The organism is Pedobacter sp. NJ-S-72 (assembly GCF_053890575.1).
Genome location: NZ_CM132681.1, coordinates 885,053 through 901,798, shown reverse-complemented (window position 1 = coordinate 901,798; position 16,746 = coordinate 885,053). Strand labels below are relative to the sequence as shown.

Here is a 16,746-nt window from a genome sequence, read left to right as displayed (position 1 = left end):
TTCTATGACTACTGAAACCACTAAAGAAATCAAAAAGAGCACTAAAATTGTATGGGCTGCAATCTTAATCCTGCTTGTTGCAGGTGCATTTTACGGTCTGAAACTATATAAAGTTTACTTTGCACCTAATATTACAGGTAAAGAGCAATATCTGTATATCAAAACTGGCGCTACTATAGATGACCTGTACAAGGAAATCAAAAGTAAAGACATGCTGACTGACGTTGGAAGTTTTAGCCAGGCGGCAGCAAAAATGGATTTGGAACAACGTTTAAAACCAGGGCGCTATAAACTGGCTAAAGGAATGAATAACCGCAGTCTGATCAATTTGATCAAGGCTGGTAATCAAGAACCTGTTAAATTGAAATTTCATAACATCCGTAAAAAAGAAGAATTTGCTGCCTATCTTTCAAAAAGCCTGGAAGCAGACTCGATCACCTTCTTAAAGGTATTGGATTCGGCTGCATTGGTAGAAAAATACGGTTTCACTGTTGACAATAGCTATACGATGTTCATCCCTAATACTTACGAGATGTACTGGAATACTACCCCGCTTGAGTTCTTTAGCAGAATGCAGAAAGAGTATGATAAATTCTGGACGGCAGAACGTAAGCAAAAAGCAGCTGCATTAAATTTAAGTCCTCAGCAGGTAACTATTCTGGCTTCAATAGTTGATGGAGAAGCATTATATGACAAAGAAATGCCTTCTATTATTGCCGGATTATATCTTAACCGTTTAAACAAAGGAATTCTATTACAGGCAGATCCAACTGTGATTTTCGCAAATGGTGATTTTACAGTAAAAAGAGTAACAGGCCCGTTATTACGTGTAGACTCTAAATACAACACTTATAAATATGCTGGCTTGCCTCCGGGGCCGATTATGATGCCAAGTATCAATGCAATCGATGCTGTTTTAAACCACGAGCACAACAACTATATATACATGTGTGCTAAAGCTGATTTCTCAGGCTACCATGCTTTCGCAGAAACTAAAGCTCAGCATGAAGTGAATGCAAAAGCATACAGAGCAGCATTAGATAAGCGTAATATCTTCAAATAGGCTATGTATACACACAGCACAAAGATCAGGGTTAGATACAGTGAGACTGATCAGATGGGATATGTTTACAATGGAAACTATGCTCAATACTATGAAGTTGGCCGCGTAGAAATGCTGCGCAGCTTAGGAATGACCTATGGTAAAATGGAAGAACGGTGTAATGTTACCCCTGCTTGAACTTAAATGTAAATTTATCAAGCCTGCATTTTACGATCAGGAGATTACGATAAAGACTTCAATAAAAGAATTACCGGGTGTTCGTATGTCATTTGATTATGAACTATTTAATGAAAAAGAAGAATTGATTAATATTGGATCTACTATATTAGTATTCTTCGATATGGTCAAAAAGAAACCGTGCGCACCACCAGATTATTTTCTGGAAAGGATAGCACAATATTATGAATAAATGAACTGGGTACACAGACAACTTTTAAGGATTAGGCTATATTCTTTATTTATAGACTGGACAAAAGTTTATGTACTGCCTGGTTTTAGCCCCATCCCACTCTATACAGTGGCTTCCTTTTTTTTTAAGGAGCTGGGCAAGGATTCTTTAGTGAATAAAGCATCATCGCTTGCCTATACTTTTATGCTGGCTATTTTTCCCGGGATTATCTTCCTTTTTACACTAATCCCCTTTATCCCTAAACGTATCGGCTTCCAGGATCAGCTGATGGTTCTTTTGCAGCTGATACTTCCTGCACAGGCATATAAAGCTTTTGAAGCGACCTTATCAGAGATCATTAAAATCCAAAATGGAAAATTGCTTTCCTTTGGTATCATCCTGTCCGTTTTTTTTGCCACCAACGGAATGCACAGCCTGATGAATGCCTTCAACAAGTCATCATTAATAGTCGAGACCAGAACATGGCTTAAACAGCGTCTTATTGCTTTAGTCCTGACCTTTGTACTCGCAGTATCTTTAATCATAACGATTGGCGCGATGACAGTCGGTGAAATCGCATTAAACTACATTAACAAAGGATTACACATCAAGGGTCACTTCATTGTTTATATCATAGATGTTTCCAGATGGGCATTATTAGGTATACTATATTTTGTGACCATCTCTATTCTTTACCGTTATGGCCCTGCCAATACAAAAAAAAAATGGAGATTTTTTAGTCCGGGATCCTGGCTGGCAACTATATCCTTGCCTTTCTGACCATCTGGGGATTCTCTTTTTACATCAATCACTTCGGTTCTTACAACAAAGTATACGGTTCTATTGGTACATTAATTGTAATTATGATCTGGTTATACCTCAATTCGCTGATACTTTTGATAGGTTTTGAGTTAAATGCGAGCATGGATCTGACGAAAAGGAGTGTAAGGATCATCAAACAGCCCTTTAATCTGTTCAAAAAAACGCCTTAAAAGGCTATTAAAATCGATAAACAGAATTTTTTCTATCTCTGTTTTAACTAGTTATCAATTTTTTGTTAAAAAATCAACATCATTGTTTGCAGAATCAAGAGGTATTTGTACTTTTGTCGCGGAGAGTTGGCAGAGTGGTCGATTGCGGCAGTCTTGAAAACTGTTGACTTGTCAAAGGGTCCGCGGGTTCGAATCCCCCACTCTCCGCCAAACAAAAATGCTACCCTATTCGGGTGGCATTTTTTGTTTTAAATCGGCCTGAGCTCTTCAGCTTAAGGGCCAGATTAAAAACAAAAAATCGCCAGGAGCGCAGCGACAGCATTTTTGATTGAGGCCTCCCCCTCAGGGATCAGCGAGCGCAGCGAGCTAATCCTCATTGGAGTATATTCCCAAAGAAGACCTCATTAGAGGTAAACAAGTATCTACAATTTCTTTACTACGAATATCAGTTTTGGACCTTCATACTTTAAACTTGAATTTTCCAGTTTCATACCTCCCTCTCGTACCTCCTCAAAATCGGATTTTGATTATAAATCAATTCTAGTGACACGGTTAGGACATCAATATTTAGAATTGAATACAACAGCCTATTTTCAAATTTCAAAAATAATAGATAATCATTAACCTCATAAAAGATCATTCCTTTGAGAAGAAAGTCCTATTTTGGACAAAGCCGTCATTCGATGCTTTGATCCAGTAGGTAGTTATATTTTTTCAGACATGCTTAACGGGGGCAATAATAAAAGTAGATTTTATTATTCAGGCAATAGCTAAACTCAGCCATTGTCTATATCTCTCAGATCTCACCTGGAAACTGATAACGTTGAGCTGTTTACTTAATAAGAGTCGTGAGATGTGTAAGATCAAGGTATACCACAGTACCGGTAGTATAACTATTGGAATAAACACACATATAAAACAAAGAGCCTGATACTTTATGTTTATACACGACAGGTCTTCCGACCTACAAAAATATAGCAATGGCGAGTTTGAAATTGCATTGCTACAATTTTAAAGAATCTTTTAAAGAAGGTATTTTACAATTTCAAGAGTATGTCCATTCAATAATCTGTTTAAGGGTCTTCTTTATCTCTTCCTGCGCATCTTTTTTCCGAATATCGACTCCGCATATGAGACCATTATTCGTGTGGGCAATTAAAGTTATATAATAAATACCACCAATCAACAGCGCTGCAACTGGTCTAATATTTTTATCTTTACCTTTAAAATATTCGTCTGTAATTTCAGTAAAAAACTGTTCACCCAAAAGCTCACGCTTCTCGTTTAATTCTTCTAAGGATTTTGAGCTTTCACAAATACCCCAGCTTATAATCCTGCGCAACTCTTCATCGGCAATAAGAGAATTAAGCTGATTCTCCAATAAATTACATACCATTTCTTTTCCAAGATCACTTCTGCTTTTTTCCACGATCTCCTTTGTCTGGTCAATGTTTACTGTAAAAAAGTCGCGGCTGTTCAGATATTCCTTTACCAAACCTTCCATACTGCCATAGTAATCGTAAATAAGTTTCCGGTCAAGGTTCGCTTTCGTCGCTACCTTGCTAACATTTAAGCCAGTAAAACCTTCTTTCTTCAGAATGGCTCTAACCGCATTCATAAGTTTACGCTTAGTTCTTTCCTTATCCCTGATAGGGCCACTGGTTATCTTTCTATTCATGTTTCAAGGTGTTTAAGGTGCAATCTCCTGTTTTTTCATTTATTATTCAAAGTTATTTATCGCCTATTTTGAGAAGCTTTCTTTTCAAAATTTAATTATAATGAGTTTATTGTGAATATTTGGAATTAGTATTAAAAAAAAAGTAGCTGTCTCCGTGCGGCTATTTTTGGCTATGGAGCACCTGTATCAGACATTGAGGCAGCAGTAAATTTGCTGAACAAAGCTTTGGAAACGCCAGATGATCGCCCAATGGAGCAATTTGAGATTATTGATATGGTGCCGAAAGAAGAATTATGGTCGATGCCCTAACCAAAAATAACAATTATGCCCAGGAACTGGTGACAAACCAAATACTTGCACCTTATCAGAAAAGCTGGACAAATGTAGGGAAACGTAGTATTCGAGCCTGGTGCAAAAATCAACTGGCACACTCTTCCTGCCAAACAAATCCTGCTCCGTTGCCGTGGTGGTTAGCGAAAGTTTTAAGAAGTGTCGTCTTTGCATGATTATATATTAGTATACGGATCAAGATAATTAATCACACTTTATTTATTCAAGTATAATTAAATTCATAGACAAAAGTAACAGTAAAACACATCCAACTAAAAAAAATTATCGACATAAGAGTTGAATTCTAAACAACCAAACACCTGTTTATCTGTTCATTATAAAATCAAAATGAACAAACAACCTTAAAAAACACTGCACAAAGCGTTCAGACAAATGTTACCAGTTAAATATTTTAACTGAACGGAATGAATACATTTTAATGTAATCCCAAGCAATAACTTTGTGTAATTATTACACAATCAATTTTACTTATTTTCTCGATCATGGTAAAATCTACTCACTCAGCACAATCATCTTTTATTAAAGAGCCCATTGCTATTGTGGGCATGGCCTGCCGTTTTCCACAAGCACCAGATCTTCCTTCCTTCTGGAAATTATTGAGTGATGGAAAAAGTGCCATTTCACCGATAACAAAAGAACGGTGGAATTTGCAGGATGGCCTTATTGATGAGATAACAGCAAGAATGCAAGAACACCTTAAAGCTGGTTTGGTTGATCAGATTTATAATTTTGACGCACTTTTTTTCAAATATCACCAACCGAAGCAGTCGAAATGGGTCCTTCACAAAAACTAATGCTGGAACTGGCCTGGGAAACAATTGAGAATTCAGGAATAAATTTAAAAGAAATAACAGGTACTAATGCAGGGGTATTTATTGGTAGCACATGCAATGAGTTTGAGCATTTACGAAAGCACAAAAAAGCGGAGGAAACTTCATATTCAGCAATGGGCCGCGCATCTGGCATTATACCTAGCCGAATTTCTTTCTTTTTCGGTTTTACAGGCAATAGTATGCTGGTAGATACAGGTTGCTCCAGTTCATTGGTCGCGTTGCATCTTGCCTGTCAGAGTCTGCACGATAGAAGTATTGATTCAGCTTTTGTAGGTGGCGCAAATCATCTTCTGGATCCTGACCTTTTTTCAATGCTTGCCAAATTAGGGGCTTTGTCTCCATCTGGGAAATGCAGTACATTCGATCAAAAAGCCGATGGATTTGCCCGTGGAGAAGGTGGTGGTGGGATGTTGTTGCTCAAAAGACTCGACGATGCACTCAAAGATGGAAATAAAATTCTGGCGGTTGTTCGCGGGTCTGCTGTAAATAACAATGGCTATAACAGAAGCCTTCCAGCAACAAACGTTTCAGGTCAGCTGAGGTTATTGGAAAATGCATATAAATCAAGCGGAATTAGTCCCAATCAAGTACATTATGTTGAAGCACACGGTAGTGGTACTCCATTAGGTGATCCAATGGAAGCAAATGCTATTGGTAATTTCTTCAACCAGAATAGAAAACAGAAATTGCATATCGGTTCCGTAAAAACAAATATTGGTCATCTGGAAGGAGGCGCTGGAATTGCAGGCTTAATTAAGGTAATACTCTCATTTGAAAATAAACTATTACCTCCGCATCTTAATTTTGATAAACCAAATAAAAGGATAGATTTCGAAAAGATAAATCTTCATGTTCAAACGACTTTGACCCCATGGCCAACTAAAGGAAATGAGACACTTAAAGCTGGGGTTAATTTCTTTTGGATGGGGAGGAACAAATGCACATTGCATACTTGAATCTTATAAACAAAAAAAAAAAAAAAAAATCGGTTGTCGATACACCTCATAATTATGAACGCTATTTCTTACCCATTTCCGCAAAAACAGTTCCTGCATTGGAGGCTTATTGCAGGCTTTACATACAAGCATTTGAGTTGGGGTCTGAACGGAATTTTCAAGACATATGCCTTGCATCCAGCTTATTAAACAACAACTTCAATAAAAGACAATTATTTTCAACAGGGAATAAGACAGAAATGCTCGGCGCTCTGGAAAATTTCCTCCAACTTAATAAACCATTTAAAGCTTTAGATAAAATAAAAAATAAAATAGTGATGGTATTTCCCGGCCAGGGTTCTCAATGGTTAGGTATGGGAAAAGAGCTTTTTTTGAAAGAACCAGTATTCAAAGAAACAATTATAGCCTGTGACAAAGCATTTAAACCCTATAAGAATTGGTCTTTAATAGAATTACTAACTAAACCAGAAACAAATGAGGCAGAGCGTATCGATATTATACAACCTATTCTCTTTGCTATTGAAGTTGCTATTGCTAAACTTTGGAAATCTTGGGGAGTAGTGCCTGATATAGTAGTAGGTCATAGTATGGGTGAAATTGCTGCAACCCATTTATCTGGGATGCTCACTTTGGAGGATGCTGCTAAAATTATATGTACACGAAGCGGTTTAATGCAAGGTCTTAGTGGACAGAATTCAGGTATGCTAGTCACAGAATTACCCTTGACTAAAGCGGAAACAATCCTGCTTAATTATCCGGATATTTCAATTGCGGCCATAAATAGCCCATGTTCTACTGTCCTTTCAGGACCTTCAATTGAAATTAATAAATTGATCAAAGAACTGGAAGCAGCGGAAATATTTTGCCGACGAGTAAAAGTAGATGTAGCATCCCATAGTCAACAGATGGATGCTATACTAACAGAATTCAAGATTGCACTTCGGGATTTACAACCTGGAAAAATGCCCACACCTCTTTTTTCTCCACTGTACAAGTCGGACTTCTTGAAGCTGAACAGCTGAATAATGATTATTGGGCTGCTAATCTTAGAAATCCAGTACAGTTTGCTGATGTTATTACCCAGTTAATTAAAGATGGCTGTAATATTTTCATTGAAGTCAGCCCTCATCCTATTTTATCAAATGCAATAGCTGAATGTGCCAGTAACAGCGATACTACAGTTAATCTTGTCAATTCCTTTTACCGGGATAAACCAGTACTGGATGCGATGTATAATAACTTGTCAGAATTGCACGCTCTGGGGCTGGAGATTTCTTGGAAAAATGTTTATCAGCTGGATAAAATACCAAGAGTGGAAGTACCTTCTTATCCTTTTCAAAAAGAGCTATATGAACTGGAGGACAATTCAGACGAGATTTTGGCGTACAAAAAGAAGGACAAAAATTCAATTTCAACTGTAAAAAACACTCTTTTGAAACCAGAAAGGCATTTCTCCGAACGTTTACAGGAAATTCCACAAGAAGATGGAAAAAGGCAGCTGCTTGAACAATTATTTATTCAACTTATTTCACAGGTTACCAAGGTTTCTATTGCTCATATCAATGCTGAAATGAGTATGAAAGAGCTGGGAGTGGATTCTTTGATGGTTGTTTGGTTAAAAGGGCAGCTGGAAAAGAATTTAAAAACAACCCTGCCAGCAAAGCTATTTTTAGTAGAATCGGGTATCCATGAGCAGGCGTTAATATTATATAATTTCCTAACAAATCAGACAATCATTGATCCAGCTCTTCCCATTTCTGAATCATCCTCATTACTGATTAATAATATCCCTAAGCCGAGCGCGCACCATCGCCTGTTCTGCTTTCATGATGCGGGTGGCAGTAGCTCCATGTTTCAGAACTGGGAGCAATCAGCAGGTGATAGCATTGAGGTAATAGCGATAGAATTACCTGGGCGTGGGTTAGGTTGGGATGAAGAATACAAAAAAATTTTTTAATCACTTACTACAACAGATTGTTCAAAAAATAACACCTCTGCTCGACAGGCCTTATGCATTTTACGGACACAGTATGGGTGCACTATTTGCGTTTGAAACAACCCGTCTCTTAAGAAAAAAAGACACATTGTTACCGCATCAACTATTTTTCTCTTCTAGCTACTCTCCACTATTTTATAAAGAGAAAGGTGTGAAACCAACTATTAGTAAGGCCAAACTGATCGAGAAATTCCCTTATCTAAATATGAATAAGGAATTACAGGACTTATCAATTAAACTACTACGAAGCGATCTTCATTTATTGCATAACTATCAATATGAAGAACAGGATTTATTAGCTATACCGATCACATCTATATTTGGTGAACTTGATCAGCTGATAAGAATAACAGATGCTAAGAGCTGGCAAATAGAGAGTTCACTACCCTTAAAAATTATTGGCAGACCAGGGGGGCATCGCTTTATTGAAAATGATGAGGAATTTATCATTTCTCTGATTCAGGAACAAATAAATTCAACAACCAACTTATTATCAATAAAATAAATGATGAAAGAATTTGTTAAAAGTCAGCTCATTGGTACATGGGTTCTTATTTCCGCAGCTTATGAAAATGAAAATGGTGAATCAATATTCATCCTGGGAAAAGAGGTTAATGGCATTCTTATGTATGATAAAAATGGTTATATGAATGCGCAGCTGAGTTCAAAAGATCGCAAACTTTTTATAGCTGAAGGATATAATGAAGGTACCACACTGGAAACATACCATGCTTTCCAAGAATATATCGCCTATTTTGGCAGATACGAGGAAATTGAGCCTGGCAAAATTGTACATACGGTGCTGGGCAGTTTGTTTCCAAACTGGATTGGCAGTAAACAGATAAGATTCGCTAAACTAAATGGAGATCTGCTTGAATTGACTACTACCCCTGTTTCTTCAGTGAATGGAAAAATTGTGGTTAAATTGAAGTGGAAATCATTATTAAACGCCGATTAAATGAATTTAGTTCCGTTAGCCCCCCCTGAGACAAATTGATCTTTCCACCAATAAAGTTTAATATAGCCAGTGTCAAGGCTACAGCAATTGCCAATACTATATTTTGTTTAATTATTCTTTTGGTACGTCTGCCTAAAGAAATAGCAAAGGGAATTACTTAAATATTATCAGTCCTTAAGAAGAACAAAGAATTTAGAAGTTCATAGAATATTAAGTACCCCTAACTGGAGTCGAACTGCAAAGAGACTTATAAAAAATTTCCTTTAATTAGTAAAATGTAAAACATTATTTACCGTATAGCATTTGCAGTTAAATCGTACAAATATAAGGTGAGTGATTCAGTGAGTAGCCAATTACAAACCTCTTTGACACCATATTAAAGCGGAATTTTAACCGTGGATACCGATCCCCCACTCTCCGCCAGAAAGTACTACTTCTAAAACATCAAAGGGTTGCCCCAAAAATATCAGCCATTTTTCTTTGATTATCAACAACTTACGATCTATTTCCAGATTGACTGATGGTGTTCTAAAACTACCCCCCTTATACGTGAGTCCCTGTTTGAACAACTCTTACTTCTTTTTCAGCACCCCTTCAAATTCTATTTCGAAAGCTTTAGCGAAAATAGCCATATTCTCCGCTACTGATTTCTGATCATTGATCCAGTCCAACTGGATCTCCAGGGGAAAATCAGCATTTTTCAGGTTCAACACCAAATAGTTAAACGAACCACCCTCATCTTCTTCCTCTCGGATTGCGTAGCTGCGTAATCTATTCCAGCTATAGAAATGATGCTTATACTTAATACCATCAGGATTCAGCTCCAACACTACTGCATTACTAAATGCATTCCAGATGCAATAGGCGGATAAGAGTATCGCTGAAGTCAGGAAAAACCAAGCCAGGGAAACACTTACATCATCTTTAAAGACGAAATAAAACATGCCTCCTAATGCCAATGTCACGACAGCAGCAACAGTATATGCCACTTTATGTTTTTTAAATTGTACAACGGTTAATTCCGAGGTGTTAGTAGTCATAATGGAGATTCCTTATCTGCTGATCAATTCATTCCGAAATACCTTGACTAGCTATTCCATGAGAACTTGACCATTCATAAATTACCTTTAAATAATTCCGATTATTCCATAAATCTCATAAATTACAATGCTGGTCAAAATAGTATGGAATCAAACGGCCTGTGTGTTGCAATGCATTCCCCCCACATAGATCATCTATAGCAATGAGCTAGTCCTCATTGGAGGATATTCTCATGGAGAATCTAACCGAACAAAAGCCAACAACATCTATTTTTAGTTGGCAGTTAATAGATTTCCATTATTTTATCAGCATGTAGCATATAATAATAGAGGATCGTGCGGAGCTGCAATACATTATCTTCAAAATAAATATCATCATCCCCGCTAACGCTGGCAGCAGCAGCTCCAGGCTCTCCTCCCGTCCCTTTGGATATTAATTGCGAAAAAAGCATTTGCTGTTCACTGGATTTTATCAGCTGGTCTGCTTTTGTTCCCGCTTTCTCAATCTCATTTTTTTGCGCCAGCTCTATTTTTTTTTATATACAGTTCCCCTCGTTTTTACAGGCGGCCGCATTTTCTTTAATTTTATTATTAAGGCCATAACCCGAATAAGTGGCTAATGCGTTAAAGTTGCACAAAAGGTTATAGGTTTGGGAGATAAGAAGAAAGCGTAATGCCTCCTTTTCAAGTACTGTGAGTTTCAAACCATCAATGATTACTCCTTCTGCTTTGATCCATTGCATAGCCAATGGTTTCAGCTCATCCCAGTCGCTTCTGGTAGCCATGTGCGGAAGGCTTTCTTTGTTTTCTATTTTGTTCAGATAGTTATTGCTAAGCTCACTTAGACAGGAGGGCAATCCTTCTTTGTTATTGATATCACACAAGCAGGCAAGTTTACCCTCACAATTTTCTGTGTAAGGCAGGAAGTCAAACACACAATCCTCAGCCACACCCAACGGAATATCTCTGTTAAGTTGAGTATAATTTTGTGCGGTAAGGTTTCACATAATTCTCCTCCAGATCCCTGAGGAGCGCATATTGCTTTTTGTCATTATATAGAATATCATATGCATAAGCAATAACCATTACAGATTGTACAGTAAGGCTTTGTGGTAATTCCCTGGCTAGGGCTTTGTATTTTTCTTTTGAGGGATCGGAAGTACCAAAGTCCGTCAGCAGGCAATAGAGAAAACGCGATTCGGCAGGCACTTTAGGATCTTCAATTGCTGTTTTGTATTTACCTTCAATGAACAGTTTATATGCTTTTGTATAGGTGGTAAAATATTCCTCAGTTGCATCGTCTTTCCATTCAAAATAGCTGGCCAGAGCAGAAATCATTGTTGCTTTTTCACCAATGCTATGATCAGAACTAAGGTAAATAATAAAGGGAGCCTGTGTAATTCCATTCTTTGAAACGGACTGTATCGTACTGTCATTCTCAAATAATTTGGTAAATCCTAACCCAGGTAAAAAGGAAGATCAGCATTAGCGGTCTTTACAAGCATGAAACACAAAAAGAGGAACAGGTATTTTTTCATTGTTTTTAATTAAGGGCGTTTTGCTCAGGTGTTGAGCCCCGCAGCCGGTTTTTCTTTTTAGATAAATGATTTTTACCACTAATATACGAATGAACAACGCAATATTATTTATTCATTACGTCCTTAACTAACCGTTATTCTTAATCATCGGGTTTTATATGAAAAGATGAACAACTTGAATAAATACAATTTCCACTGTGTAAGAATAGTTAATTTCAACACATACACCAAAACAAACCGGTTTTTTCGTTAAAAATTAGAAATACATATTTATAAGTCAAAATTTTCACATTAAAACATAAATATATTTTTACATTATCTTTAAAATTCAATTTTTAAACATAATTTAAATTCTATGAAAAAAAACACAATTAACTACTCTCATTTATTGTTATGTACTTTACTTATACTTGGTACACTTGTTGGGTGTAAAAAAGACATGTTACTCCATCAAAGCCAGAACCGCCTGTACTTTCGATGAACCAGTTGTATCAAAATGCCATACTGGATGCAATGGTTGCTGATAGTTCTGAGATAATTGATACATTATGGGCATTAACTCCTGCAAACACTTCTTTGAAATGGAAAACAATTAATGGTAAGCCGCATGTTTTGCTGGCTAGCTATATGCGTTATCCATCTAGCTATCCGGTTGGTGATTCAATCACCACTTCATGGGGTGAATCGTGGCTATTCATCCCACAACAAATGAAAGCACGCATAGGTTCTTCTTTCTCTGCAACAAGTGATACAACAATGCGTATCTGTCAGTTGCTGGGCCTGCCCCCTGCTAATAAACTAAGCAATACGCATATCGCCGAGATTTGGGTAAACCCAGAACGTTTGTATAGGCCAGCGGGCAACCCAGTTATCACAACGACAAGAACTGGTGCTGCACTAAGCAATAATAATCCCGGAACTTTCACCTCATGGTTTAACAATTATATTGTTTTTGCCTATTATCGGGCATTATCAGCTACAGCAGATTACCATTACCCCTGGACGCGTTTGGGTTATACCTATGATTGGGCTCCCAAAGCAAATGAGGTGGGAATGAGTGAATACGTTTTACAGTCCAATTCGGGTGCCTGGGTAGAAAAGGTGTCAAAAGTAAGTGACTATTTTAAAACAAAAATTTAAGTCTAATGCCCTGTATTCTTTAAATTAACAACATTTAACCCTTATTTATGAATGCTTTAATTATTATCGATGTACAGCACGATTTTTTACCAGGGGGCACTTTAGCCGTTAACCATGGTGATGAAATCGTCCAGACTATTAACCAATTACAGTCAAAATATGATCTGGTAGTAGCCACACAAGATTGGCATCCAGGAGGTCATAAAAGTTTCTATACTTCCCACCCCAATAAAACACCGTTTGAAGAAATATCATTAAACGGATTAAATCAGGTGCTATGGCCAGAGCATTTGTATACAGGGAAACAAAGGGCGCAGAATTTGTTCCAGAACTTTCAACGAATGCTATTGAGGCTATTTTTAGAAAAGGGATGGATAAAGAAATTGATACTTACAGCGGTTTTTTTGATAATGGCAGAAAGAAATCAACAGGCATGGCCGATTACCTTAAGGGAAGAGGAGTTACAGAGGTAGCCGTCTGCGGAGTGGCTGCCGATTACTGTGTGTACTACACAGCTAATGATGCGTTAGATTTAGGTTTTAAATCAAGTATTATTGAGTACGCTTCTAAGCCGATAGATTTAGAAAGATATGAACGTGCTAAGAAAGACTTCCAGCTAAAGGGTGGAACTGTTATTTAACAACATGTTTTTCAAAAAAGGGAGTTGTTACCTTAGCTTAAAATAAATTAATGTCTAAGCTAAGGCGGCAACTCCTACATGCCTCGTCCCGATATATCTTCCCCAAAATTGATAATATTACCGTTATTATCGAGAACACTGAACTGCTGCCATTTCCCATGGGCATATTTTCCAGGCCCCCATTAGGATGGATAACCCCTTTTGCTTTTAACTCTGCATACAGTTTATCGACTTCAGTCACATTTACATAACATCCAGTTGATTTGGCAATCTCCGGATCTTCAGCAGGCCATAAATGAATATTAACCCCGTCGCGACTGAATATTAAATATCCATCCCAGCTCGAATGGAAAGTGAACCCTAGTTTTTCAGTATAAAACTTAACAGTTTCTTCTTCATTTAATGAAGCTAATATGGGTATGGCATATTTTAACATAGTTATATCATTTAACAAACACAATTTACACCTATTTTTCCTTAGATAATCTATCATCAATACTTATCGGCCCTCCGCCAATAAAAATGGCGTTAAATAGAAATAAAATATACAAGACCTGAGGTAAGTACATAAAATAACTATACCAGGTAAAAGGCTCAAGTTCCTTCGGTATGTGATTTGGTATATCGAACGAGAATAACGCTGTAAATAAAATTATATTTAAAAAACAATAGCACTGAATCTTGTAAAAAGGCCTATTGCTAAAAGTAACCCGAAAAATGCTTCATTTGCAGCAGTAAAATTTGCTATAAATTGAGGGTGCGGAAAACCTATTCCGGTAATAGTCTTTAACATCGAGGCCTGAAAGACAGGATTAAATAATTTATTAAGACCTGTTATTAAGAAAAACACACCAATTAGGATTCTACTAACGGCATATGCATTTAGGTTATATTTTGTATTCTGAGAAAAAAATAATTTTAAGCATAACATTTACTTTATGAAGTTCAACATTTCAATAATTTTTAGACAATGTGCTAATTGGATAGCAACGTAACTATTTATGAATAAGGATCATAAAAGGAATGAACAAAACCTTATAAATAAGGAGTGTCTAAATTGTAAACGAATACATTTAGTGATAGTCCGGTAGTGCCTTAATAGGGAAGTTCTTATCGAAAAAGACCAAAAACCAAAAACTACCAGAGCAGAAGAGAAGGGTTCTCTAAAGAGCTCGAATAACTTTCAGAACTATGTTTTTCAATAAAAAAAGCTGGACTACAGATTACCGGTTCTGGATTTGCAGAAACTGTTACATCAGTATTTATGTCCTTTATTAATGAGATTGAATCCTCATTAGTTATTAACGACCATATTGCTGTTTTTATAGGGCAGGACGTAATAAAGACAACAGATATAATAAAAGCCGTAAAGATGACAAGTTTAATCAAATCTATAAATTCTTTCTTTTTAACGAACATACGTTTGTTATAAACGCAAAGTCCAGACCTATTATTATATCAAGCTCCAGCAATTGTTCCTTTTACCTAGCTCAGTAAAATCCAATTACTCTTTTTATAGAGTTTGGCAATAATATTTGATTTAGCTTTCTTATTATGTATTTTACTTACATTGAAAATAATCATTCCTTTTTATACTAAAAAAGTAAATCAGTCTTTAAACAATAGAAATTAAGACAATGAATAAGTTCCTCCTACTCGTTGCAATGCTTGGTATTTTCATCATCGAGACTACCGGCACAATCTCTAATCAATAGTTATCAATACGAAATCAACTTAATTAACGAAAAAAACAACAAAATACATGTTTCTTTTTCCCCACCTAAAAACAATCTGCAAGAGGGAAAATTTGTTATGCCTAAGCTAATTCCTGGTTATTATGACGCACTGAACTTTGGTCAATATATTTCAGAATTCCGGGCTTTTAACAAAAAGGGAAAGAATATCGCAGTTAAAAGATTAGATACAAATACATGGATCGTACCTAACTTAAAGAATATTGTTAAAATAACCTATGAGGTATCAGGTGGCTGGGAGTATCTGATGCAAAATATTCAAAGTGCAAAATCTCCCGAAAGTATGTATAAAAAAGATAGTGTCTTTGTAATTAATTATAATTCTCTGGTAGGCTATTTCGATGAGATTAAAAATAGAGGCTACATTGTTACGGTAAAAAAGAACAGAGAATTCTATCCCTCGTCAGCTTTGGACTATATCAGTAAAAACGATACAACAGATATTGTTTCAGCAAAAGATTACCGTCACCTGGTCGATGCGCCTGTACTTTATTGCGTACCTGATACCACGTGGATAAAAATTGGGAATACAAATGTCCTTGTTTCTTTTTATTCAAAGGAGAATCGATCCTATTCAAAAACTCTGGCCACCAAAATAGAAACAATTTTAAAAAATCAGCAAGTATACCTTGGAGGTAAATTGCCCGTTAATAAATATGCATTTCTGATTTACCACGAAAAAATCCCAAAAGGGCTGATGGCTGATGGCCTTGAGCACAGCAATTCGACAATGTGCTTGTATGGTTCGAAAACTTTAGATAAACTTCCTGATGCCTTAATAGGTGTCGCTTCACACGAATTTTTTCATATATTAACTCCACTCAGTATCCATTCTGAGGAAGTACAGAATTTCAATTTCCTTAATCCTATACTGTCCAAACATCTTTGGCTTTATGAAGGTATGACCGAATATGCTACCATACATATGCCCATAAAGCAACATATGATTAACATGCAGGAGTTTCTTAAAAATATTGAAGGAAAAATTAAGGGTATGGACGGATTTAATAATAGACTGTCTATGACTGAGATCAGTACTAATGCCATCAAAATGCAGGACCAGTATATGAATTTTTACCAAAAAGGGGCTTTGCTAGGTTTATGTCTTGATATTCGCTTAAGAGAACTTTCCAATGGAAATATTGGGACACAAGAATTAATGCAGATGCTGATTAAAAAATATGGTCCTGAAAAACCTTTTAAAGATGAAGACTTGTTTAACGTAATTACAGCACTGACATTCCCTGAGATTCGTCAGTTTTTTAATAATTACGTTGAAACAGGACGACCAATTCCTTTAAAAGAGAGTTTACTAAAGGTAGGACTTGATTACAATGAATCAGCGAAGACTGTTGTCGAAATTAAGAATCCTTCGATCGATCAGCTTTCGTTAAGAAAAGCATGGATAAACCAATAAAG

At 36.5% G+C, this 16,746-nt stretch carries 22 protein-coding genes, 1 tRNA gene and 2 pseudogenes; 17 read left to right on the top strand and 8 right to left on the bottom strand.

Going from position 1 to position 16,746, the window contains the following annotated elements; all coding sequences use genetic code 11:
- The first annotated feature begins 4 nt into the window (after positions 1-4).
- The 6 genes from mltG (at position 5) to ACWYN3_RS05895 (ending at position 2,653) form a co-directional block, all read left to right on the top strand.
- Complete coding sequence (mltG, locus tag ACWYN3_RS05920; protein WP_456220311.1) at positions 5-1,063, top strand: endolytic transglycosylase MltG; 1,059 nt, start codon at positions 5-7, stop codon at positions 1,061-1,063.
- A gap of 3 nt (positions 1,064-1,066) precedes the next feature.
- Positions 1,067-1,240, top strand: a complete 174-nt coding sequence (locus tag ACWYN3_RS05915; protein WP_456220310.1) for an acyl-CoA thioesterase — start codon at positions 1,067-1,069, stop codon at positions 1,238-1,240.
- On the top strand, positions 1,224-1,472 hold the full coding sequence (locus ACWYN3_RS05910; protein ID WP_456220309.1) for an acyl-CoA thioesterase: 249 nt from the start codon (positions 1,224-1,226) through the stop codon (positions 1,470-1,472). Before ACWYN3_RS05915 ends, ACWYN3_RS05910 begins: the two co-directional genes overlap by 17 nt.
- On the top strand, positions 1,473-2,231 hold the full coding sequence (locus ACWYN3_RS05905) for a YihY/virulence factor BrkB family protein (protein WP_456220308.1): 759 nt from the start codon (positions 1,473-1,475) through the stop codon (positions 2,229-2,231).
- Positions 2,198-2,443, top strand: coding sequence for a YhjD/YihY/BrkB family envelope integrity protein (locus ACWYN3_RS05900; protein WP_456222900.1), 246 nt, complete (start codon positions 2,198-2,200; stop codon positions 2,441-2,443). The genes ACWYN3_RS05905 and ACWYN3_RS05900 overlap by 34 nt, the downstream gene beginning before the upstream one ends.
- 120 nt (positions 2,444-2,563) lie before the next feature.
- Positions 2,564-2,653, top strand: a tRNA-Ser gene (locus ACWYN3_RS05895).
- 835 nt (positions 2,654-3,488) lie between these two features.
- On the opposite strand, the gene ACWYN3_RS05890 is transcribed toward ACWYN3_RS05895, so the two are convergent.
- Positions 3,489-4,121 carry a TetR/AcrR family transcriptional regulator gene (locus tag ACWYN3_RS05890; protein ID WP_456220307.1) on the bottom strand — a complete coding sequence of 211 codons (633 nt, stop codon included), beginning with the start codon at positions 4,119-4,121 and terminating at the stop codon, positions 3,489-3,491.
- Positions 4,122-4,414: 293 nt separating this feature from the next.
- Here ACWYN3_RS05890 and ACWYN3_RS05885 point away from each other — a divergent pair, with 293 nt between their 5' ends.
- The 8 genes and pseudogenes from ACWYN3_RS05885 to ACWYN3_RS05850 all read left to right on the top strand — a co-directional run bounded on the left by ACWYN3_RS05885 (position 4,415) and on the right by ACWYN3_RS05850 (position 9,215).
- Positions 4,415-4,627, top strand: coding sequence for a hypothetical protein (locus ACWYN3_RS05885; RefSeq protein WP_456220306.1), 213 nt, complete (start codon positions 4,415-4,417; stop codon positions 4,625-4,627).
- A 327-nt stretch (positions 4,628-4,954) separates the two neighbouring features.
- A pseudogene (locus ACWYN3_RS05880) lies at positions 4,955-5,682 on the top strand (beta-ketoacyl [acyl carrier protein] synthase domain-containing protein); the annotation flags it as partial.
- Between the two features lie 30 nt (positions 5,683-5,712).
- On the top strand, positions 5,713-6,261 hold the full coding sequence (locus ACWYN3_RS05875) for a beta-ketoacyl [acyl carrier protein] synthase domain-containing protein (protein ID WP_456222899.1): 549 nt from the start codon (positions 5,713-5,715) through the stop codon (positions 6,259-6,261).
- The gene (locus ACWYN3_RS05870) at positions 6,243-7,283 is read left to right on the top strand and encodes an acyltransferase domain-containing protein (protein ID WP_456220305.1); all 1,041 of its coding nucleotides are present in this window, start codon (positions 6,243-6,245) and stop codon (positions 7,281-7,283) included. The genes ACWYN3_RS05875 and ACWYN3_RS05870 overlap by 19 nt, the downstream gene beginning before the upstream one ends.
- Positions 7,187-7,465 (top strand): annotated as a pseudogene (locus tag ACWYN3_RS05865) (acyltransferase domain-containing protein); the annotation flags it as partial. The gene ACWYN3_RS05870 and the pseudogene ACWYN3_RS05865, both read left to right, overlap by 97 nt.
- A gap of 24 nt (positions 7,466-7,489) precedes the next feature.
- Positions 7,490-8,218 carry an ACP domain-containing protein gene (locus tag ACWYN3_RS05860; RefSeq protein ID WP_456220304.1) on the top strand — a complete coding sequence of 243 codons (729 nt, stop codon included), beginning with the start codon at positions 7,490-7,492 and terminating at the stop codon, positions 8,216-8,218.
- Complete coding sequence (locus tag ACWYN3_RS05855) at positions 8,193-8,762, top strand: thioesterase II family protein (protein WP_456220303.1); 570 nt, start codon at positions 8,193-8,195, stop codon at positions 8,760-8,762. Before ACWYN3_RS05860 ends, ACWYN3_RS05855 begins: the two co-directional genes overlap by 26 nt.
- Positions 8,763-9,215, top strand: a complete 453-nt coding sequence (locus ACWYN3_RS05850) for a lipocalin-like domain-containing protein (protein WP_456220302.1) — start codon at positions 8,763-8,765, stop codon at positions 9,213-9,215. It begins immediately after the preceding gene.
- Between the two features lie 389 nt (positions 9,216-9,604).
- On the opposite strand, the gene ACWYN3_RS05845 is transcribed toward ACWYN3_RS05850, so the two are convergent.
- From ACWYN3_RS05845 to ACWYN3_RS05825, 5 genes are all read right to left on the bottom strand, one after another.
- Entirely contained in the window at positions 9,605-9,784 is a 180-nt protein-coding gene (locus ACWYN3_RS05845; protein WP_456220301.1) for a hypothetical protein, read from the bottom strand.
- Positions 9,785-9,787: 3 nt separating this feature from the next.
- On the bottom strand, positions 9,788-10,255 hold the full coding sequence (locus tag ACWYN3_RS05840; RefSeq protein WP_456220300.1) for a hypothetical protein: 468 nt from the start codon (positions 10,253-10,255) through the stop codon (positions 9,788-9,790).
- Between the two features lie 284 nt (positions 10,256-10,539).
- Entirely contained in the window at positions 10,540-10,707 is a 168-nt protein-coding gene (locus tag ACWYN3_RS05835; RefSeq protein ID WP_456220299.1) for a hypothetical protein, read from the bottom strand.
- A gap of 84 nt (positions 10,708-10,791) precedes the next feature.
- A complete protein-coding gene (locus ACWYN3_RS05830; protein ID WP_456220298.1) occupies positions 10,792-11,211 on the bottom strand; it encodes a hypothetical protein in 420 nt (139 codons plus the stop codon).
- Positions 11,212-11,224: 13 nt separating this feature from the next.
- Positions 11,225-11,593, bottom strand: coding sequence for a hypothetical protein (locus ACWYN3_RS05825; protein WP_456220297.1), 369 nt, complete (start codon positions 11,591-11,593; stop codon positions 11,225-11,227).
- 677 nt (positions 11,594-12,270) lie between these two features.
- Here ACWYN3_RS05825 and ACWYN3_RS05820 point away from each other — a divergent pair.
- Positions 12,271-12,933, top strand: coding sequence for a hypothetical protein (locus tag ACWYN3_RS05820; protein WP_456220296.1), 663 nt, complete (start codon positions 12,271-12,273; stop codon positions 12,931-12,933).
- 277 nt (positions 12,934-13,210) lie between these two features.
- The gene (locus tag ACWYN3_RS05815) at positions 13,211-13,573 is read left to right on the top strand and encodes an isochorismatase family protein (RefSeq protein ID WP_456220295.1); all 363 of its coding nucleotides are present in this window, start codon (positions 13,211-13,213) and stop codon (positions 13,571-13,573) included.
- A gap of 37 nt (positions 13,574-13,610) precedes the next feature.
- On the opposite strand, the gene ACWYN3_RS05810 is transcribed toward ACWYN3_RS05815, so the two are convergent.
- Positions 13,611-14,009, bottom strand: coding sequence for a glyoxalase superfamily protein (locus ACWYN3_RS05810; RefSeq protein WP_456220294.1), 399 nt, complete (start codon positions 14,007-14,009; stop codon positions 13,611-13,613).
- 222 nt (positions 14,010-14,231) lie between these two features.
- The gene (locus ACWYN3_RS05805) at positions 14,232-14,504 is read right to left on the bottom strand and encodes a DoxX family protein (RefSeq protein WP_456220293.1); all 273 of its coding nucleotides are present in this window, start codon (positions 14,502-14,504) and stop codon (positions 14,232-14,234) included.
- 728 nt (positions 14,505-15,232) lie between these two features.
- On the opposite strand from ACWYN3_RS05805, the gene ACWYN3_RS05800 reads away from it, so the two are divergent.
- Positions 15,233-16,744, top strand: coding sequence for a M61 family metallopeptidase (locus tag ACWYN3_RS05800; RefSeq protein ID WP_456220292.1), 1,512 nt, complete (start codon positions 15,233-15,235; stop codon positions 16,742-16,744).
- The last annotated feature ends 2 nt before the right edge of the window (positions 16,745-16,746 follow it).